The sequence below is a fragment of the Pseudomonas sp. RC3H12 genome (assembly GCF_018596375.1).
Lineage (GTDB): Bacteria > Pseudomonadota > Gammaproteobacteria > Pseudomonadales > Pseudomonadaceae > Aquipseudomonas.
In genome coordinates, this window is record NZ_CP075595.1 from 1,231,054 (window position 1) to 1,249,825 (window position 18,772).

Here is an 18,772-nt window from a genome sequence, read left to right on the forward strand (position 1 = left end):
AGACTTGCGCTCGGGTGACTGCCTACAGCCTCCAGCATCCGGCGAAGCGCTTGCAAACCCCTTCGCGTTGATCCAGTTCAGCCATGCTGCGCAAGTGTTCGAGGCTGATCTGCGCGACCGTCTCCTGCAGGACATAGTTGTAGTAGTACGCCATGTCGCGCATACGCTGGGCCTTGCTGCGCAGGCCTGCTTCGTTGTTGCCACCGGCCCAGACCTGCAACTGCTCGTCGCGCACGCTACGCAGGTAGGCGCGGCTGTCGGCGTCGTAGCGCTCCAGCGTACGTGCCTTGAGGTTGGCGAGCGCCTCGGCGAGCCTCTGCAGATTCTGCTGGTACTGCTGCCAGTAGGCTTCTGGCAGATCGAGGCCCAGTTCCCGCTTGCGTGCCGCTACCTGGGCTTCGGGAGAGGTTTGACGAGTGATGGCGACGGCAGTGCGCAACGTGGTCAGTTGCTCCATCTCCGGGGTGACGCTGTCGTGGATGATGCTATCGATCAACGCGGTGCGCCGGGGGGTATCGGGCAGCGGCGTGGGTTGTTTCGGGAACAACGCTGAGGTACCCCGGCAGGCGCTTGGGATGGTGTCGATCATCGGATAGGGCTGGCGCTGGTCCTTGCCCTCGACGCGTTGCAGACGCACCAGTGCCGCCTGGCAGTAGCCAGGTGACTGGTCGAAGCGCAGTTCATATTCGGAGCCTGCCTGCGGTGTCAGGGTGAACGAGGCCGAGCAGACCGTGGTGGCGCCCTGGGTGTTGGCGCGAACATGTACCGGCTGGCCGGGTTCGAGGCGGATCTCGTAGTAGCTGTTGCTGTTTGCCGGTGGCGGCACGCTCATGTCGGCCCGCCGACGCGAGTCGGGCACGAACAGGTTGTTGAGCATGCCGGTGGTTCGGGCTTCACAGCGCGCGCTATCGAACAGGTCGAGGGTGGCGTTGCCATTGCCCGAGATGTAACGCAGCTTGGCGGCATCCGGGCGGGTGCTGTCGATGTAGGTGCCATTGATACTGCAGGCGCTGACCAGGGCGGACAGTGCGAACAGGGCAAGCAGGTGAGCGATGGGGGGCATGATCGTCCGTGAGTGAAGCCGTGGGGGCGCCGATGCTAGGGCGATTCCGGCTATTCGTCCAGGGGACCGATGGTGATCAGCCCACGGTAGTGGAGCGCTTGCTCTTCCGTTTAGAACATCCGCCACCGTCCACGTAGAGCAAGGCCTTGACCAGCTCACACGAACCCATGAGGGTCAGGTGCTTTTCAGCATTTACAGGCTTTCCCTACCGTTGGGGAGGTGCCATCAGTGCGTTGAGTTCTGCATTGCTGTGGGCCTTCAACCCGCTGGTCTCGAGCTGCCCGCTCTGCAGGAAGCGCTGGATCAGGCTGCGCATGGCGCCGTGGAGGAAACCGTGGATATCGAAGGCGGCTACTCGAACGCTCCCGACCAGGCGTGCACCGCCGGCGTCCGCCACATTGGCCAGCAGCAACAGCTCTTGCTGGTGAAGGTCATGAAAAATGCGATCCATTGCAGGCATGAGTGCATGACTCCCTTGATATCCTGAAGAGGGTTTGCTGCGCGCCCTAGATTGCCACCCAACCGGTCGGGCCTGCAGGATTTTTCAAGATGTTCTAGCGAAGCGTCGCGGTGGCCTCCAGCCCCAGTGGAGCTTTAGCGAGGGGCTGAATACACGGGGCTGCTGCTCAACGGCGATAGTAGCGGCGGTCGTCGTCGTAGCGATGGTGCAGGGCGCGATCATGATGGCGGTCCCAGTAGCGTTGCCGCTCCATTGCCCGGCGGTGCTGCTCCCGGCGCCATTGTTCGCGGCGCCACTGCTCCCGGCGCCAGTCGTCACGGTGATCATGCCAGCGCTCGTCGTGGCGGTAGCGGTCGTCATGGGCCAGCAGCGGTGCCGTTGGTGCGGTTGCCAGGCTTGGCCAGGGGGTTGCAGGCGAGTGGTGGCTCGTCGCGTCGAGGACCTGGGCGGGAGGTGTCGACGTCTTCATCGGTGCGGCGGATGCCGAGCCGGCTGCCGCGAGCGCGAACAGGCCAGCGAGCAGCATGCATGGGGCAGGGATTTTCATCAGTGAAGACAACCTCTGTGGGCAATTGAGCGTGTGGCCAGCGATTGCCAGGACAACTGCGTGGCGCACTCACCCAATAGACCGGCAAAACGGAAAAAGTTCTGCCGGGCCCATGCCGGAATCATCAACGACTTCAGTGCGTTGCGGCTGGCGCGAGCCGGGCCACCTGACCGCCCTTGATCACTTCACCTGGCCGTTGTACACCACGGTCGCGGCGCCGTCCTTCTTGATGGTCAGCTTGTTGCCCTCGGCCATGCTTTCGACCATTTCCGAACAACCGTCCACCTCGGTCTTGCCGTCCACGTACTCGCCGCTGGTGTCGAAGCTGAAGACATAGGTGGACGCTGGGCAGGCATTGCCGCCTTCCCCCGTGGACACCACCAGCACATAGCGGCTCGGGCCGAAGGCATAGGCCTTCTCGATGGCGACGTAGCCGGTGCCTTCGGCGTCGGCGACGATGGACTCCATGACGTTCATCACCCCTGCCCGGGACTGGTAGTTGAGCGCGGTGCCCAGCTCCATGCTCTGGACGGTGAACGGACCGGCGCCTTCGTCGCTGATCGGCAGCGGCTCATAGGTGATGCTCGGCGCCAGCGGCGCAGCTGGTTTTGTCAGCAGTGCCGGTTGCGGCTGAGGGTTGACGCATTGGCCGCTTTCACAGATGCGCTCACCTTTGCAGTCGGTGTCCTTGGCGCATTGGCCCGACGCGGCGGCAGTCTGTTCGGCCTTGTCGCAGCCGGCCATGGCCAGAGTGAGAAGGGTGAGGGCAACCAGTCGCTTCATCAGCGAAGTCCTTTTCATGGATGAGGGCTGCGTAGTATCGCCAAGACGAGACTGAATGTCGTGGCTTTCGCTTTGGCAATCAATACAAATGGAGCATTTGATTGGGCGAGGCCGTGACCCTGAGTGCGCTCAGGTGGTTCCAACCTCTTCCACATAGGCGTCGAAGAACCCGCCGGGTATTTCTTCGTTGCGGTCTTCCAACTGCACACCGCCGTTGATTTTCGCCAGCCACACCGCGCTCTGCCTGGAGAGCGCAGTAAGAGTCCACTGGCACTGCACGGTAGTCGATCCGATTGTCGAGCAGTTGCATGGCCTGCATGGCCAGTTGCCGGGATGCAATCAGATGATGGTCGAGATGGAACGTCAGCCCTTGATGGTACTTTTGCCCGAGCCGTTGGGGCCCGCAAAAACACGCAGCCTACGCACGCCCGCCAGCCGTTTGGTCATCAGTTCGCCGTCATCGACACACAGCACGCTGCGCTGGCGTGCAGGGGGATCTGTTGTCCAAGGAAATCGAGGTACCGTTGGCAGACCTCTCCGGCAGCGTCATCGGGCTGTTCTGAAGTGGATTCGCCGCAACGTCTGGCACAGCGCTTCCCGCTCCACGTAGTCCGTTTCCCAAACCTGAAACGGGGCCGTGGAGCGGCCCCGCTGATCCGGTGTCGGTCTTCAGAAGCCGAAGTCGCTCAGGCCCGGGTGATCGTCCGGACGGCGCCCCAGTGGCCAGCGGAACTTGCGCTCGGCTTCGCTGATGGGTTGTTCGTTGATGCTGGCGTGGCGATTGCGCATCAGGCCGTCCTCGGCGAATTCCCAGTTCTCATTGCCATAGGCGCGGTACCACTGGCCGCTGTCGTCGCGGTATTCATAGGCGTAGCGCACGGCGATGCGGTTGTCGGTGAAGGCCCAGAGCTCCTTGATCAGGCGGTATTCGAGCTCGCGGTTCCACTTGCGGGTGAGGAAGGCCTGGGCCTCCTCGCGGCTGCTGCAGAATTCGGCGCGATTGCGCCAATGGGTGTCGGTGGTGTAGGCCAGGGCCACCTTGGCGGCGTCGCGGCTGTTCCAGCCGTCTTCGGCAAGGCGGACTTTCTCGATGGCGGTTTCACGGGTGAACGGGGGCAGTGGTGGGCGGGACATCGTGGTCAATCCTCAAGGTCGGTGAGCTTGGTTTGCAGAACCGAGAGTAGTCCGGTCGGCTGGCGGGGAGAATCGGTACCCTGGGCACTTCATAATTGCTCTTGGAGGAACAATCCTCGCCTGGCACGCCTGTCTATAGTTACCCCAGACATTCGCTGGAGCCCGCCATGACCCTGATCAGCCGCGAACCCTGGTGGCTCGTCCCGCCCAAGCCCGGGCAGACCGAGCAGGACCTGCACTGGGGCTACCTGGAAATCTACGCCGACGGCCGTACTGTATTCGTCGACCAGCGACCCAGTGAGCGGGAGCTGGCCGAACGCAAGAGTTGCCGTAACTTCCCCGACGCCGAAAAGCCCTGAGTCAGCCTTCGAGCTGGGCCAGGCGCGCCTCCAGCGCCGCCACCCGTGCTTCCAGCGCCTCGATGCGCTCGTCTGCCGCGCTGGCGCGCGTGCCGCCTTCCTGCTGACGGGCAGCGAGGATCGCCTCGATCTCGGCCGGGTCGCCCAGGGCGTGGGTGTAGCGGTCTTCGCGCTGGCCGGCCTGGCGTGGCAGGTGCAAGGCCAGGCCCCGCGAGACCAGGCGCTCGAGCTGGTGCTGGACCTGATCGACATCCTCGAATGCATGCAGGCGGTTGCTGCGGGTCAGCAGTTCGCTGAGGGTCTGTGGGCCACGCAGGAACATCAAGCCCATCAACACCAGCTGCGCCGGCACCAGCTCCAGGCCCTTGTCCACCCGCTGTTCCCAACGGTCGGCGCGGCTGCCCATCTGCAGACGGGCCATTTCCTGGTTCTCCAGGGCGCGCAGGGCCTGGCCGACCTGGCCGGGGGAGAGGTTCATCACCGGTTCACGGCTGGTCTTCTGGTTGCAGGCCAGGACCAGGGCATTGAGGGTCAGGGGGTAGGTTTCCGGGCTGGTGGCCTGTTTCTCGATCAGTGAGCCGAGCACGCGAATCTCGATGCTGTTGAAACGGCCTTCGCCGGTGGTTTCGTGTTCTGACATGGCCCTGTCTCATTGCGAGGAAAAGGCCACTAGCCTAGGTAAAGCGCCAGGCTTAAGCAATCACCGCTGGCGTCGCGGGCAAGCCAGCTCCCCGGCGTGGGAGCTGGCACGGCTGGGGCTTCAGGTGCTGGGCCGTTCCATGGCCTGGCAGGCCGCGGCGGTGAACAGCACGTCGGTCGAGGAGTTCAGCGCGGTCTCGGCCGAATCCTGCAGCACGCCGATGATGAAGCCGACCGCCACCACCTGCATGGCGATCTCGCTGGGGATGCCGAACAGGCTGCAGGCCAGCGGGATCAGCAGCAGCGAGCCACCGGCCACGCCCGAGGCACCGCAGGCGCAGACCGCGGCCACCACGCTGAGCAGCACTGCGGTCGGCAGGTCGACGGGGATGCCCAGGGTGTGCACGGCGGCCAGGGTGAGCACGGTGATGGTGGTTGCCGCACCGGCCATGTTGATGGTCGCGCCCAGCGGGATCGACACCGAATAGGTGTCCTCGTGCAGGCCGAGTTTCTCCGACAGGGCCAGGTTGACCGGGATGTTTGCCGCTGAACTGCGGGTGAAGAACGCGGTAATACCGCTCTCGCGCAGGCACAGCAGGGTCAGCGGGTAGGGGTTGCGGCGGATCTTCCAGAATACGATCAGCGGGTTCATCACCAGCGCCACGAACAGCATGCAGCCGATCAGCACGGCCAGCAGGTGCAGGTAGCCAAGCAGTGCGTCCAGCCCCGACTGCGCCAGGGTGGCGCTGACCAGGCCGAAGATGCCCAGCGGGGCGAAGCGGATCACCACGCGCACGATCAGGGTCACGCCGTTGGACAGGTCCTCGACCACGGTGCGGGTGGTGTCACCGGCATGGCGTAGGGCCACGCCCAGGCCGATGGCCCAGGTCAGCACGCCGATGAAGTTGGCATTGAGCAGTGCGTTTATCGGGTTGTCGACGGCGCTGAGCAACAGGTTCTGCAGCACCTCGGTGATGCCGCCGGGCGCGCTCAGCGTGGCCTCTCCGGTGCTCAGCACCAGGTTCGACGGGAACAGCATGCTGGCCACCACGGCCACTGCGGCGGCGGCGAAGGTGCCCAGCAGGTACAGCCAGAGGATCGGGCGGATATGGGTTTCCTGGCCATGGCGATGGTTGGCGATCGAGGCCATCACCAGGATGAACACCAGGATCGGCGCCACGGCCTTCAGGGCGCTGACGAAGACCTTGCCGAGGAACCCCAGCTCGCGGGCCACGGCGGGGGCGAGCAGGGCCAGGGCAATGCCGGCCACCAGGCCGATGCAGATCTGCGTCACCAGGCCGGTGCGGTTGATGAGGCGGAGGATGGGGGTCATGTGCAGCGCAATCCAGTTACGTGAAAGCGCGCGACTTTACCACAGACCGCGCTGGCTCCTGTAGGCGCGGGCCTACCAGTGAAACAACTCCCGCCGCGCGCCTTCGGTGATCGCCAGGATCCCCGGGTGCTTGACCTTGCGCTCCACCGATATGGCGTAGAACGACTCGTTCACCGCCTCGGTCTGGCCGATCAGGCGCACGCCGTACTGGCGGCAGACCTCCTCGGCGATCACGCTGGGGGCCACGAAGATGCCGCTGCCTGATTGGCCGAAGGCCTGCATCAGCGCGCTGTCGTCGAATTCGCCGACGATCCGCGGCTGTACCTGCTGCTCGGCCAGCCAGCGCAACAGGCGGCTGCGCAGCACGGTTTCCTGGCCTGGGATCAACAGCGGCGCGTCGTCCAGGCAGGCGGGGAAGGGGCGATCAAGGCGCTCGGCCAATGCCTGTGTGGCAAAAAAGCTCAGGCCGCACTCACCGAGCTTCTGGCTGTAGCCCTTGATGCCCAGGTGGCTGGGCATGGGGCTGTCGGAAATCACCAGGTCCAGGCGCTGGATCGCCAGGTCCGCGAGCAGGCGCTCGAGCTTGTCCTCGCGGCAATTGATGCGCAATACCTCCTCCAGCTCCATGGTAGGTGCCAGCAGGCGATAGACGATGGACTTGGGCACTACATCGGCCACCCCCACGCGAAACAGGATCTGCTCCTGCGGCCCGGCGCGCAGCATGGCCTCCAGCTCGCCGCCGATCTGGAACATCTGCTCGGCGTAGGCCAGGGCCTGGCGCCCGGTCTCGGTCAGTTCCAGCTGGCGCCCGACGCGCTGGAACAGCTCCAGATTCCAGGTCTGCTCGAACAGGCTGATCTGGCCACTGATGGTCTGCGGCGTCAGGTTGAGCTGTTCGCTGGCGCGGGCGATACTGCCGGTCTTGGCCACCGCCCAGAAATAGTGGAGCTGGCGATAGTTGAGCATGCCTGCCTCGATTCGGAAAAACCGAAGTATACACGCTGAAAATACGAATTTTCCGGATGTTTCAGCCCCTCTAGAATGCCACCCCATCAGGCGCATGACGCGCCGCCCGGCATTCGACAAGCGAGGACCTCATGCTACAACTCAAATCCATTGGCACACCGCTGGTACTGGCACTGGCCCTGTTTGCCATGTCCGGCTGCGACCAGGCCGAGAAATCCGCCCAGCAGATGCTTGACCAGGCGGCTGAAACGGCCAAGCAGGCCATCGACAAGACCAATGACGCCGCCCAGCAGGCCTTGAGCGACGCCATCGGTGGCGATGGCGAGAAAGCCAAGGCCGAAGACGACAAGAAAGACACCCAGGACATCTGAGAGCAGGACTGACCAATGGAATATTTGCTGGAACTCGCCGCAAGCCCCACCGCCTGGGTAGCCCTCGCCACCCTGGTGGCCATGGAGGTCGTGCTGGGCATCGACAACCTGATCTTCATCTCCATCCTCACCAACAAGCTGCCCGAGGCCTATCGTTCCAAGGCGCGGCGCATCGGTATCAGCATGGCCCTGGTCATGCGCCTGGCGCTGCTCAGCACCGTGGCCTGGATCGTCCAGCTGACCGAGCCGGTGGTCGAGGTGTTCGGCCACACGTTCTCGTGGAAGGACATGATCCTCATTGCCGGTGGCCTGTTCCTGCTGTGGAAGGCGACCAAGGAGATCCATGAAAGTGTCGACCCACATGGCGCTAAGGAAGAGTCCAAGGCCGGCCACGTCGTGACCATCGGTTTCACTGCGGCGATCTTCCAGATCCTGCTGCTGGACATCGTCTTCTCGATCGACAGCATCATCACCGCCGTGGGCATGACCGAGCACCTGCCGATCATGATCATCGCCGTGATCAGCGCCGTGATCGTGATGCTGGTGGCCGCTGATCCGCTGGCCAAGTTCATCAACGACAACCCGACCGTGGTGATGCTGGCCCTGGGCTTCCTGATCATGATCGGCATGACCCTGATCGCCGAAGGCTTCGGCGCCCATGTGCCGAAGGGCTACGTGTACGCTGCCATGGCGTTCTCGACCGCGATCGAGATCCTCAACATCATGGCCCGCCGGGCGCGCTTGAAGCGTGAGGCTGCCGAGGGCTGACCTGGTGTGAACCATCGAGGGGCCAGCCCGCCGCCACAAGACATGTTGCTTGTGGCGGCGGGCTGGCCCCTCGATGCGTTTCAGGAAAGCTTCAGCTCAATGGGCCCCGGCATGCCGACGCGCACGGCGCACAGGTTGTGGTTTGACCAGGGCCTGAGGGGGCAGGTGATGTGGGTGTGCATGCCGGCGCACGATGCGCAGTACGCCCCAGAGCATGGCGGCTGCGACGCTCAGCCACATGCCGACCAGCATTAGAATCGCCATTGTCAGGCTCATGCGTGCCTCCTTCTCTCTGGCAAGCCAAGCTCGCCATCCAGACACTGCTTTAGTCTAGCCTGTCGGCTGTGACGTTCCATTGACCGAAGGTCTAGTCCTTGGGCCGTTTCGTTCCAAGCCCGCATCGGGCTATACCCGCAGGCGCCGGCGTCCTATGATCGGCTTCTTGGCCGGGCGCTGCCTGCCTGGCCGCGGAACAAGCGAGTGTCCACGTTGCAAAAGCTCTCCAAGTTTCGGGCCCAGGGCCCACGTCGCCTGCTGGCCGCCTGCCTGGTGGCGGCGACCCTCTCCGGCTGCGCCGGCACGCCACCGGCCGCGCTCAAGGGCCTGCCGCAGCGGGTCGAGATCAGCAGCGTTCCCTTCTACGGCGGCAACGCCAACCACAGTGGCGCGATGGCCCTGGCCGCCGTGCTGTCGCAGCAAAGCGCACCGATCACGCCGGGCCTGCTCGACAAGTCGTTGGGCCTGCCTGCTGCCTCCGAGTCCCTGGAAAGCGGCATTCCTCGGGTTGCCCGTGAATACGGCAGGGTCGTCTACCCGCTGGACAAACACCTGGATGCCTTGCTCGCCCAGGTGGCGGCCGGTTACCCGGTGCTGCTGCGTTATCAGGAAGGTTCGGCGTGGTGGAGCGAGCCGCGTTATGCCGTGCTGATCGGCTATGACCGCTACAAGCAGCGGGTATTGCTGCGCTCGGGCATGCACCGGCGCCAGTTGATGGCTTTCGACGATTTCGAGTCGGCGTGGGGCAAGGAGGGTCGTTGGGCGGTGCTGGTGCAATCGCCGCGACAGTTGCCGGCCCAGGTGGATCGCCAGCGCTGGCTGCAGGCAGCGGATGAACTGGCCCGTTCGGGACAGGAGATCGCGGCGAAGCAGGCTGTCATCAGCCTCGGACGGTGAGGCTGAAATGATCGCGGGGCAAGCCCGCTCCCACAAGATGGCCTCGTGGGAGCGGGCTTGCCCCGCGATGGCTTTACATCAGAAGCCCAGGCGATCGCGCAGGCTGTAGTACCAGGCACCGATGGCGCTGAACGGCACACGCAGCATCTGGCCACCCGGGAACGGGTAGTGCGGCAGGCCGGCGAACGCGTCGAAGCGCTCGGCCTGGCCGCGCAGGGCCTCGGCCAAGACCTTGCCGGCCAGGTGGGTATAGGTGACGCCGTGGCCCGAGCAACCCTGCGAGTAGTAGATGTTGTCGCCGATGCGGCCGACCTGCGGCAGGCGCGACAGGGTCAGCAGGAAGTTGCCGGTCCAGGCGTAGTCGATCTTGACGTCCTTGAGCTGCGGGAAGGCCTTGAGCATCTTCGGGCGGATGATCGCCTCGATATTTGCCGGGTCACGGGCACCGTACACCACGCCACCGCCGAAGATCAGGCGCTTGTCGCTGGTCAGGCGGTAGTAATCGAGCAGGTAGTTGCAGTCCTCGACGCAGTAGTCCTGCGGCAGCAGGGTGCGGGCCAGTTCCTCGCCCAGCGGCTCGGTGGTGATCACCTGTGTGCCGCAGGGCATCGACTTGGCAGCCAGCTCCGGTACCAGGTTGCCCAGGTAGGCGTTGCCAGCGACGATGATGAATTTGGCGCGCACCTTGCCCTGCGGGGTGTGCACCACCGGGTTGGCGCCACGCTCGATGCGCACGGCCGGGGTTTGCTCATAGATGATGCCACCCAGCGACTCGACCGCGGCGGCTTCGCCCAGGGCCAGGTTCAGCGGGTGGATGTGGCCGCCGCTCATGTCGAGCATGCCGCCTATATAGCTGTCGCAGGCCACCACTTCGCGGATGCGCTTCTGGTCCATCAGTTCCAGCTGATTGTGGCCGAAGCGTTCCCACAGGCGTTTTTGCGATTCCAGGTGGCCCATCTGCTTGCTGGTCAGCGCGGCGAACACGCCGCCGTCCTTCAGGTCGCACTGGATGTCGTACTTGGCCACGCGCTCACGGATGATGCGCCCGCCCTCGAAGGCCATCTGACCGAGCAGTTGCGCCTGCTTGGGGCCGACGGTGCGCTCGATGACATCGATGTCGCGGCTATAGCTGTTGACGATCTGGCCACCGTTGCGGCCCGACGCGCCGAAACCGACCTTGGCGGCCTCGACGATGCTCACCTTGAAGCCGTTCTCCAGCAGGAACAGGGCGCTGGACAGGCCGGTGTAGCCGGCACCGATGATGCATACATCGGTTTCCACCTCACCCTGCAGCGCCGGACGTGGCGGCACCGGGTTGGCCGAGGCGGCGTAGTAGGACTGGGGGTAGGGGGTGTTAGCCATGCTCGAGGGACCTCGTGTTTTATATTTTTAACGAATGTACCGATGCTATCAATAATAATAAACACCCGCTAGTCGTCCGGTGAAAATCCTTTACGCCCCCTGAGGCTCGACCTTTCTATAAATAGTTTAAGATTCAGTAGCTTAGCGTGAAAAAAACAGTTGACAGGGTATCTGGATCGGGTAGAATGCGCCCCACACGACAGGCACATAGCTCAGTTGGTTAGAGCACCACCTTGACATGGTGGGGGTCGTTGGTTCGAGTCCAATTGTGCCTACCAAATCAGAAGAGGGCGATCCGCAAGGATCGCCCTTTTTGCTTTTGGTCGCTTCCAGCGGGCGAGCCGCATGCGAGATCGGCCGGTGAAAGCCTTACCCGCAGGTCGCTGGGGCGGTTCGGATAAATTCCGCAAAGTTTTTGATTTTTTTGAAAAAAACGCTTTACAGGTGCGCAGTCGATCACTAATATGCGCACCACACGACAGGCACATAGCTCAGTTGGTTAGAGCACCACCTTGACATGGTGGGGGTCGTTGGTTCGAGTCCAATTGTGCCTACCAAATCAGAAGAGGGCGATCCGAAAGGATCGCCCTTTTTGCTTTCCGCCGTTCCATGGGCGCTGACACACGCTGCAACTTTCCACCTTCGCCTCATCCCTGCGGCCGAGCGGTTCGCTCATGCTAGAATCCGCCCCTTCGAATCTGGAGGTACAGGCGTGCGCAAACTGGCGGTGGTAGTGGCGGTGTTGGCCCTGGCGGGCTGTAACAACGAGGTCGAAGGCGTGCACAAGCAGGTGGCCGAACACCTGAACAACCCCAAGACGGCCAAGTTCGCCAACGTGCGCTTCGACACCCAGGGTTCCATCTGTGGCCAGGTGCGCGGCAAGGATGACGCCGGTCAGTACGAGCCTTATCGCAGCTACGTGGCGATCAAGCACGACGGTCAGTACGAGATCCTCATCGACGAGACCGGCAACAACCTGCGTATCCGTGAAGTCTGCGGTGGCGCCGACCTGCAGCGCCGCGCCGAGGCGCTGGCCGACCAGCCGGCACCGGAAGGCTGGGACGTGGAGGTAATCCAGGGGCCGAACATGGGCGCCCTGACTGACATGACCGCACGCCTGATCGAAAAGGGCATCCCGTCCTGGGTCGAATACCGCGACGGCAAGCCGGTGGTGCTGATGGGGCCGTTCCCGGCCAAGGTCGAGGCCGATGCGCGCAAGGCCGAAGTGATGGCCAAGCTGGGCACCGACTCGATCGTCATCCAGCACGGCGTCCAGCGCTGACGTTCACCCGTACCTGCCAGGCTTGGACGCTGGGCAGGTATCAGATTGAACGCGGGCTTGCCTCGCGTTCGGTGCCGATGTCCTCGAACACGCTGATCAGATGCTCCGGCTGCCCGTCGGCGCGGCGCTCCAGCGAGGTGCGTGCCCGCACCCAGAGGTAGTGTCCGTCCTTGTGGCGCACACGCTTCTGCACTTCGTAGCGCTCGATCTCGCCGGCCAGCATGCGCCTCAGCAGTGCCAGGTTGTCCGGCAGATCGTCGGGATGGGTGAGCTGCTGGAACGTCGTGCCGTACAGCTCGTCCTCACGGTAACCCAGCAGTTCGCAGAGGCTGCCGTTGACCCGCTGCCAGCTGCCATCCGGGTCGATGTAGGCCAGCGCGCCCCAGGCCAGTTCGAAGATGGTGCGAAAGCGCGCCTCGCTCTGGCGCAATTCCTCTTCGGCCACCTTGCGCTCGGTGTTGTCCATGCTGATGCCGACCATCTTTACCGGGCGCCCGGCACTGTCGCTCAGCACCGTGGCGCGCGAGGCGATCCAGCGTTGGTCGCCGTCGGGGCGGGTGATGCGAAAGTCGCACTCGCAACCGGTGCCGTCAGCCACGGCCTGGGCATACATGTCCTGCATGTGGCTGGCGTCCTCGGGATGGATGTGCTCCCAGAAGTCCTCATTGCGCCGTAGTGGCCAGCCATATACCGCCTCGACGTTGGGCGAGTAGGTCACTTCGTCGGTGACCAGGTTCCATTCCCAGGTGACGATGCGCGCACCTTCCTGGGCCAGCTTCATGCGCGTCTCGCTCTCCATTATCTCGGCGGTGTAGCGACGACGCACGTCGGTCATCGGCAGCTCGACCACCTCGGCCTGCTGCACGCTGTGCAGGGCCTCTTCGCCATAGCGCAGCCAGATCCAGTTGACCTTGAGCAGGTCGGCCAGCTTGCGCAGATTGGCGTAGTCGATCTCGCCGCCGCGGGTCCACTTGTGCACCGCCGTGCGCGAGATCCCCAAGGCCGTGCCCACCGCCTGCAGGGTCAGCTTGTGGTGTTCGAGCAGTTCCTTGAGGCGAAAGGCAAAGCTGTTTTCCATCATGGGTGCTGGATCCTTGGGCGTGGGCGAGGCAGCCAGTATACCTGAGCTGTCAACTTGAGGTTGACAGCTCGGTTGCCGCGCCCGGCGGCGCCGGTTAACGTGGCGCCTGACTTATAAAGGACAGGGATGCACCGCATGAGCCGATCATTGGAACTCAACCGCGCCAGTTGGAATGAACGGGCGCCGCTGCACGCCGCTTCGAAGGACTACGAGGTCGAACGCTTTGTCGCCGAAGCCGGCCACCTGTCCGAAGTGGTGCGTTTCGACCTGCCACGCCTGGGCGATATCCATGGCCTGCGCACGGTGCACCTGCAATGCCATATCGGTACGGACACCTTGTCGCTGGCGCGCCTGGGTGCGGATATCTGTGGCCTGGACTTCTCCGCCGCCTCGCTGGCCCAGGCGCGTGACCTGGCCGAACGTTGCGGCGCTGGCATTGCCTATGTCGAGGCGGACGTCTACCAGGCTGCTCAGGTACTGCCGGCCGCTGGTTTCGATCTGGTCTACACCGGTATCGGTGCGTTGTGCTGGCTGCCGAGCATCGAGCGCTGGGCGCAGGCGGTGGCGGCATTGCTCAAGCCGGGCGGACGCCTGTTCCTGCGCGATGGCCACCCGATGCTGATGGCGGTCAACGAAGACCATGAGGACCGTTTGCAGCTGGAGTATCCGTACTTCGAGTGCGAGGCACCGACCGTGTGGATCAGCGACCAGACCTACGTCGATACCGAGCAGGCCCTGACGCAGACCGAAACCCATGAATGGAACCATGGCCTCGGCGAGGTGATCACCGCGCTGTTGCGCAATGGCCTGCGCATCACCGCCCTGGAGGAGCACCAGAGCATCCCCTGGGAGGCGTTGCCTGGGCAGATGACGTTGGGCGATGACGGCGAGTGGCGCCTGATCGAGGCACCCTGGCGGCTGCCGCTGAGCTATACGTTGCAGGCGGTCAAAGGGTAGGTCAAAGGCTTGGCGTGTACGCGAGCCGTGGGAGCGGGCTTGCCCCGCGACAGGTTCGCGATTGCAATCGCGGGTCAAGCCCGCTCCCACGAAATCCGCGCCATTTCAGCCAGGGACCTGTGTACTCAGGACAGGAATCCGCCATCCACATTGAGCGCGGTGCCGGTGGTATAGCTGGAGGCGTCGCTGGCCAGGTACAGCACCGCCCCGGCCATTTCGCTCGGGTCGGCCACGCGCTTGAGCGGGATCTGCTGCAACGCGGCATTGCGGATGCTGTCGTTCTTCACCAGCGCCGAGGCGAACTTGGTGTCGGTCAGGCCGGGCAGCAGGGCGTTGCAGCGGATACCGAACTGCGCGCACTCCTTGGCAAACACCTTGGTCATGTTGATCACGGCCGCCTTGGTCACCGAATAGATGCCCTGGAACAGCCCCGGTGAAACTCCGTTGATCGAGGCCACATTGATGATGCTGCCACCGCCGTGCTCGCGCATCAGCTTGCCGGCTTCCACCGACATGAAGAAGTAACCGCGGATATTGACGTCGACGGTCTTCTGGAATGCGCCCAGGTCAGTGTCCAGCACGTTGCAGAACTGCGGGTTGGTGGCGGCGTTATTGACCAGGATGTCGAGGCGCCCGAACTGCTCGCGGATGCCGGCGAACACCTGCTGGATCTGCTCCATCTCGCCGATATGGCAGGCCACCGCGGTGGCCTTGCCGCCGGCGGCGACGATCGCCTCGGCGACCTGCTGGCAGCCGTCGAGTTTGCGGCTGGAGACGATCACATGGGCGCCCTGCTGGGCCAGCAGGTGGGCAATGGCTTCACCGATGCCACGGCTGGCACCGGAAACGAAGGCGATCTTGCCGTCGAGGTCGAACAGGTGGGTCTTGGACATTCGGGTATTCCTTGTTGTATGCCGGGTTACAGGCTGGATTTGCCGATCAGTTGCAGGCTCATGTGCTCCAGCAGCTTGTTCATGTGGATGAACTGGGCGAAGCGTTTGTCCTGGGTCTGGCCGTGGAAGAAGCGGTAGTAGATCTGCTGGACGATACCTGCCAGGCGGAACAGGCCATAGCAGTAATAGAAGTCGAAATTGTCGATGCGAATGCCGGCGCGCTCGGCGTAGTAGTCGACAAACTGCTTGCGGGTCAGCATCCCCGGTGCGTTGCTCGGTTGGCGGCGCATCAGTTGCACCGGCGCCGGGTCGCCGGCCTCGATCCAGTAGGCCAGGCTGTTGCCCAGGTCCATCAGCGGGTCGCCGATGGTGGCCATTTCCCAGTCCAGTACGCCGATGATGCGCATCGGGTTGGCGCTGTCGAGGATGACATTGTCGAAACGGTAGTCGTTATGCACGATGCCCGGGCGCGGGTGGTCGGCGGGCATCTTCTCGCGCAGCCATGCGATCACCTGCTCCCAGCGAGGTGCGTCGGGGGTCAGGGCTTTTTCATAGCGGCTGGCCCAGCCTTCGATCTGGCGCTGCACGTAACCTTCCGGTTTGCCCAGGTCGGCCAGGCCGCACGCCTGGTAGTCCACCTGGTGCAGCTCGACCAGGCGATCGATGAAGCTTTTGCACAGCGCCTCGGTTCGGTCGGCGTCCAGGTCGAGTCCGGCGGGGATGTCGGAGCGCAGGATGATGCCGTTGACTCGCTCCATCACATAGAACTCGCCGCCGATGAGTGCTTCATCGGTGCAGTGCACGTAGGCCTTGGGGCAATAGGGGAAACCGGCATTGAGCTGGTTGAGGATGCGGAACTCGCGGCCCATGTCGTGGGCCGACTTGGCCTTGTGGCCGAATGGCGGGCGTCGCAGGACGAATTCCTTGCCCGGGTAGGCCACCAGGTAGGTCAGGTTCGAGGCGCCCCCCGGAAACTGGCTGATGGTCGGGCTACCCTGCAGCCCGGCGATATGACCCTTGAGGTACGGATCGATGACGGCCGCGTCGAGTTCTTCGCCGGGGCGTACCTGGGTGGACTGGTCGGTGAGCGTCATGCGATTTCCTTATGATCGATAGCAAGGACTATTGGCTAATCTAATTTCCTGTCGAAGCTGGTACAAGCGTGCCAGACGCTTATTGGCCTGGGTGTTGCCGGCCGATCAATGGCCCTGATGGGCAGGCTTTGCGCGGGCGAAAAAAAACCGAAGCGCATCAGGCTTCGGTCTTTTTCATTGGCGATCTACCGCGCCGATCAGGCCGGGAACAGCTCGCTGAGCTTCATCGACAGCATCATGTCGCCTTCGACGCGCAGCTTGCCGCTCATGAAGGCCTGCATGCCGTCGGTCTCACCGCTGACGATACCCTTGAGGGTTTCGCTGTCCAGTACCAGGGTGCAGTTGGCGTCGGCGTTCTCGCCTTCCTGGATCTCGCAGGTGCCGTCCTTGACCAGCAGGGCGTAGTGCTTGTCTTCGTCGGTGATGTTGAAGCCGAACACCAGGTCCAGGCCGGCGGCAGCTGCAGGGTTGAATTTTGCCTTCATCGCCTCGACGGCTTTAGCTACATCGCTCATGGTGTATTCCTTGTTAAGTGATATTCGCGTCCGCAAGGACACAACAGACCGGGCTCATCGGTAGGTGACGAGCTCCGGCAACCGCAACAGCCGCACATGGGCTTGGCTGTTGAAGGAAGCCAGGGTGACGTCGCGGCCCCGGAATTTCAGGTGGCTTAGCGACGTGTTGATGATCTGCCAGTTCAGGGTAAATGCCTGAGCCGGCGTGATTCCGCTCACCAGGTGGAGCAGGGCGGCAATGGTGCCGCCGGAAGTGAACAGGGCAATGTTGTCTCCGCTGGCAGCGCTGTCTAGCAGGCGCCCCAGGCCATCGCCGACCCGGCCGCTGAAAGACTGCCAGGTTTCCAGGCAATCGTCGTGGTCGTGGTCGCCGTCGTGCCAGCGCTGCACCATCAGGGCGAACAGACGCTGGAACTCGCTGCGGTGCTGGGCACCGTTGCGCAGTACATGCAGGGCTTCAGGCTCTTCAGGCAGCAGGCGCGGGAGCAGGGCGCGAATCACGCCATCGGCGTCGAACTCGTTGAAGGCCGGGTCGGTCTCAATGGCCGGGATCGGGTTGCCATGGGCATGCAATGCGTCCAGGGCCAGGCGGGCGGTGTCCTGCTGGCGGCGCAAGGTGCCGGCCACGCAGCGGTCCAGGCGCAGGCCCAGTTGGGCGAGGTGTTCACCCAGTGCCTGGCTCTGACGCTCGCCCACAGGCGACAGGACGTCGTAGTCGGCGGCACCAAAGGAGGCTTGGCCATGTCGGATCAGGTAGAGATTGCCCACGTTGAAGTCCGGCCCGGTTGGAGGTTGCTGCGAGGTTAGGTTGCCCCAGGCGGGCTGTCAACGAAAAAACATACAAGCGTTTGAAAAGGTCGTTTGAACTGTGTTGCCAGCATTTTCACCCGCTGGCAGCGGCTCTGGCGCCCCGGTATGCTTGCATCCAGTTCGCGTCCTTGCGGCGCTGGTTTATCAAGGAGTCAATGTGGAGTTTCTTGCCGAATACGCAAGCTTTCTCGCCAAAACCGCCACCCTGGTGATCGCCATCCTAGTGGTGCTGTCGGCCATCGCCGGCCTGCGTGGCAAAGGGCGGCGCAAGCCGGGCGGGCAACTGCAGGTCACCCGCCTCAACGAGTTCTACAAGGAACTGCGCGAGCGCCTGGAGTCGGGCCTGCTCGACAAGGCCCAGCTCAAGGCCGTGCGCAAGCAGCAGGCCAAGGCGGAAAAACAGCAGAAGAAAAAGCCTGAGGACAAGCGCCGGGTGTTCGTCCTTGATTTCGACGGCGACATCAAGGCCTCGGCCACCGAGAGCCTGCGCAACGAGATCACCGCGCTGCTGACCCTGGCCACCCCGCGTGACGAGGTGGTGCTGCGCCTGGAGAGCGGCGGTGGCCTGGTGCACAGCTATGGCCTGGCGGCCTCGCAGCTGGCGCGCATCCGCGAGGCCGGCATCCCGCTGACCATCTGCATCGACAAGGTCGCCGCCAGCGGCGGCTACATGATGGCGTGCATTGGCGAGAAGATCGTCAGCGCGCCGTTCGCCGTGCTGGGCTCGATCGGCGTGGTGGCGCAAATGCCCAACGTCAACCGCTTGCTGAAGAAGCACAATATCGATTTCGAAGTGCTCACCGCCGGCGAGTACAAGCGCACCCTGACCGTTTTCGGCGAGAACACCGACAAGGGCCGGGAGAAATTCCAGGAAGACCTGGACATCACCCACCAGCTGTTCAAGGACTTCGTTGCCCGCTACCGCCCGCAGTTGCACATCGATGAAGTCGCGACCGGCGAAGTCTGGCTCGGCATCGCTGCGCTCAATCGCCAACTGGTCGACGAGCTGGGCACCAGCGACGAGTACCTGAGCCGCAGCGCCCGCGAGGCCAACGTGTTCCACCTGCGTTTCGCCGAGCGCAAGAGCCTGCCGGAGCGCATCGGCATGGCCGCCAGTGGGGCGGTGGAGAATACCCTGGTAGGCTTGTGGAGCAAACTCGGGCGTCTGCGCTAACACCTTGA

Annotated in this window: 21 protein-coding genes, 2 tRNA genes and 1 pseudogene; 9 read left to right on the top strand and 15 right to left on the bottom strand. The window is 63.6% G+C overall.

Annotation, left to right across the window (positions count from 1 at the left end; translation table 11 throughout):
- Positions 1–22 precede the first annotated feature (22 nt).
- The 5 genes and pseudogenes from KHO27_RS05625 to KHO27_RS05645 all read right to left on the bottom strand — a co-directional run bounded on the left by KHO27_RS05625 (position 23) and on the right by KHO27_RS05645 (position 3,987).
- Complete coding sequence (locus tag KHO27_RS05625) at positions 23–1,063, bottom strand: hypothetical protein (RefSeq protein ID WP_214501335.1); 1,041 nt, start codon at positions 1,061–1,063, stop codon at positions 23–25.
- 367 nt (positions 1,064–1,430) lie between these two features.
- Positions 1,431–1,523, bottom strand: a pseudogene (locus tag KHO27_RS26510) (isocitrate lyase/PEP mutase family protein); the annotation flags it as partial.
- A 166-nt stretch (positions 1,524–1,689) separates the two neighbouring features.
- Positions 1,690–2,070 carry a hypothetical protein gene (locus KHO27_RS05635; RefSeq protein ID WP_110698531.1) on the bottom strand — a complete coding sequence of 127 codons (381 nt, stop codon included), beginning with the start codon at positions 2,068–2,070 and terminating at the stop codon, positions 1,690–1,692.
- 180 nt (positions 2,071–2,250) lie between these two features.
- On the bottom strand, positions 2,251–2,853 hold the full coding sequence (locus tag KHO27_RS05640; RefSeq protein ID WP_214501336.1) for a hypothetical protein: 603 nt from the start codon (positions 2,851–2,853) through the stop codon (positions 2,251–2,253).
- Between the two features lie 669 nt (positions 2,854–3,522).
- On the bottom strand, positions 3,523–3,987 hold the full coding sequence (locus KHO27_RS05645; protein ID WP_046856235.1) for a nuclear transport factor 2 family protein: 465 nt from the start codon (positions 3,985–3,987) through the stop codon (positions 3,523–3,525).
- Positions 3,988–4,154: 167 nt separating this feature from the next.
- Between KHO27_RS05645 and KHO27_RS05650 the strand changes: the two genes are divergently transcribed.
- Positions 4,155–4,346 carry a hypothetical protein gene (locus KHO27_RS05650; RefSeq protein WP_023631521.1) on the top strand — a complete coding sequence of 64 codons (192 nt, stop codon included), beginning with the start codon at positions 4,155–4,157 and terminating at the stop codon, positions 4,344–4,346.
- A 1-nt stretch (position 4,347) separates the two neighbouring features.
- On the opposite strand, the gene KHO27_RS05655 is transcribed toward KHO27_RS05650, so the two are convergent.
- From KHO27_RS05655 to nhaR, 3 genes are all read right to left on the bottom strand, one after another.
- The gene (locus tag KHO27_RS05655) at positions 4,348–4,986 is read right to left on the bottom strand and encodes a YceH family protein (RefSeq protein WP_214501337.1); all 639 of its coding nucleotides are present in this window, start codon (positions 4,984–4,986) and stop codon (positions 4,348–4,350) included.
- A 120-nt stretch (positions 4,987–5,106) separates the two neighbouring features.
- Positions 5,107–6,318 (bottom strand): serine/threonine transporter SstT, encoded by a 1,212-nt coding sequence (gene sstT / locus KHO27_RS05660; RefSeq protein ID WP_110698525.1) that lies wholly within the window; start codon positions 6,316–6,318, stop codon positions 5,107–5,109.
- Between the two features lie 72 nt (positions 6,319–6,390).
- Entirely contained in the window at positions 6,391–7,284 is an 894-nt protein-coding gene (nhaR, locus tag KHO27_RS05665) for a transcriptional activator NhaR (RefSeq protein ID WP_110698522.1), read from the bottom strand.
- A 131-nt stretch (positions 7,285–7,415) separates the two neighbouring features.
- Between nhaR and KHO27_RS05670 the strand changes: the two genes are divergently transcribed.
- A complete protein-coding gene (locus tag KHO27_RS05670; protein WP_102683333.1) occupies positions 7,416–7,655 on the top strand; it encodes a hypothetical protein in 240 nt (79 codons plus the stop codon).
- Positions 7,656–7,670: 15 nt separating this feature from the next.
- Positions 7,671–8,423 (top strand): TerC family protein, encoded by a 753-nt coding sequence (locus tag KHO27_RS05675; RefSeq protein ID WP_102683332.1) that lies wholly within the window; start codon positions 7,671–7,673, stop codon positions 8,421–8,423.
- Positions 8,424–8,519: 96 nt separating this feature from the next.
- Here KHO27_RS05675 and KHO27_RS05680 read toward each other — a convergent pair whose 3' ends face one another.
- Complete coding sequence (locus KHO27_RS05680) at positions 8,520–8,699, bottom strand: hypothetical protein (protein ID WP_081941225.1); 180 nt, start codon at positions 8,697–8,699, stop codon at positions 8,520–8,522.
- 204 nt (positions 8,700–8,903) lie between these two features.
- Between KHO27_RS05680 and KHO27_RS05685 the strand changes: the two genes are divergently transcribed.
- Positions 8,904–9,596, top strand: a complete 693-nt coding sequence (locus tag KHO27_RS05685) for a peptidase C39 family protein (RefSeq protein ID WP_178082043.1) — start codon at positions 8,904–8,906, stop codon at positions 9,594–9,596.
- 78 nt (positions 9,597–9,674) lie between these two features.
- Here KHO27_RS05685 and KHO27_RS05690 read toward each other — a convergent pair whose 3' ends face one another.
- A complete protein-coding gene (locus KHO27_RS05690; RefSeq protein ID WP_046856227.1) occupies positions 9,675–10,958 on the bottom strand; it encodes an NAD(P)/FAD-dependent oxidoreductase in 1,284 nt (427 codons plus the stop codon).
- Between the two features lie 201 nt (positions 10,959–11,159).
- On the opposite strand from KHO27_RS05690, the gene KHO27_RS05695 reads away from it, so the two are divergent.
- The 3 genes from KHO27_RS05695 (at position 11,160) to KHO27_RS05705 (ending at position 12,240) form a co-directional block, all read left to right on the top strand.
- Positions 11,160–11,236, top strand: a tRNA-Val gene (locus KHO27_RS05695).
- Between the two features lie 202 nt (positions 11,237–11,438).
- Positions 11,439–11,515, top strand: a tRNA-Val gene (locus KHO27_RS05700).
- 155 nt (positions 11,516–11,670) lie between these two features.
- Positions 11,671–12,240, top strand: a complete 570-nt coding sequence (locus KHO27_RS05705) for an SPOR domain-containing protein (protein WP_110698518.1) — start codon at positions 11,671–11,673, stop codon at positions 12,238–12,240.
- Positions 12,241–12,280: 40 nt separating this feature from the next.
- Here the strand turns inward: KHO27_RS05705 and KHO27_RS05710 are convergent, their stop codons facing one another.
- Positions 12,281–13,321, bottom strand: a complete 1,041-nt coding sequence (locus KHO27_RS05710) for a helix-turn-helix domain-containing protein (protein ID WP_102683327.1) — start codon at positions 13,319–13,321, stop codon at positions 12,281–12,283.
- 135 nt (positions 13,322–13,456) lie between these two features.
- Between KHO27_RS05710 and KHO27_RS05715 the strand changes: the two genes are divergently transcribed.
- Positions 13,457–14,278 carry a class I SAM-dependent methyltransferase gene (locus KHO27_RS05715; RefSeq protein WP_110699137.1) on the top strand — a complete coding sequence of 274 codons (822 nt, stop codon included), beginning with the start codon at positions 13,457–13,459 and terminating at the stop codon, positions 14,276–14,278.
- 125 nt (positions 14,279–14,403) lie between these two features.
- Here the strand turns inward: KHO27_RS05715 and KHO27_RS05720 are convergent, their stop codons facing one another.
- From KHO27_RS05720 to KHO27_RS05735, 4 genes are all read right to left on the bottom strand, one after another.
- Positions 14,404–15,171 carry an SDR family oxidoreductase gene (locus tag KHO27_RS05720; protein WP_046856224.1) on the bottom strand — a complete coding sequence of 256 codons (768 nt, stop codon included), beginning with the start codon at positions 15,169–15,171 and terminating at the stop codon, positions 14,404–14,406.
- Between the two features lie 26 nt (positions 15,172–15,197).
- A complete protein-coding gene (locus tag KHO27_RS05725; RefSeq protein ID WP_111532972.1) occupies positions 15,198–16,265 on the bottom strand; it encodes a phosphotransferase family protein in 1,068 nt (355 codons plus the stop codon).
- A gap of 197 nt (positions 16,266–16,462) precedes the next feature.
- A complete protein-coding gene (locus tag KHO27_RS05730; RefSeq protein ID WP_110698514.1) occupies positions 16,463–16,780 on the bottom strand; it encodes an SCP2 sterol-binding domain-containing protein in 318 nt (105 codons plus the stop codon).
- 54 nt (positions 16,781–16,834) lie between these two features.
- Positions 16,835–17,548: a histidine phosphatase family protein gene (locus KHO27_RS05735; protein ID WP_214501338.1), complete on the bottom strand. Its 714-nt coding sequence runs from the start codon at positions 17,546–17,548 to the stop codon at positions 16,835–16,837.
- A 199-nt stretch (positions 17,549–17,747) separates the two neighbouring features.
- Between KHO27_RS05735 and sohB the strand changes: the two genes are divergently transcribed.
- Positions 17,748–18,764 (top strand): protease SohB, encoded by a 1,017-nt coding sequence (gene sohB / locus KHO27_RS05740; protein ID WP_110698510.1) that lies wholly within the window; start codon positions 17,748–17,750, stop codon positions 18,762–18,764.
- Positions 18,765–18,772 lie beyond the last annotated feature (8 nt).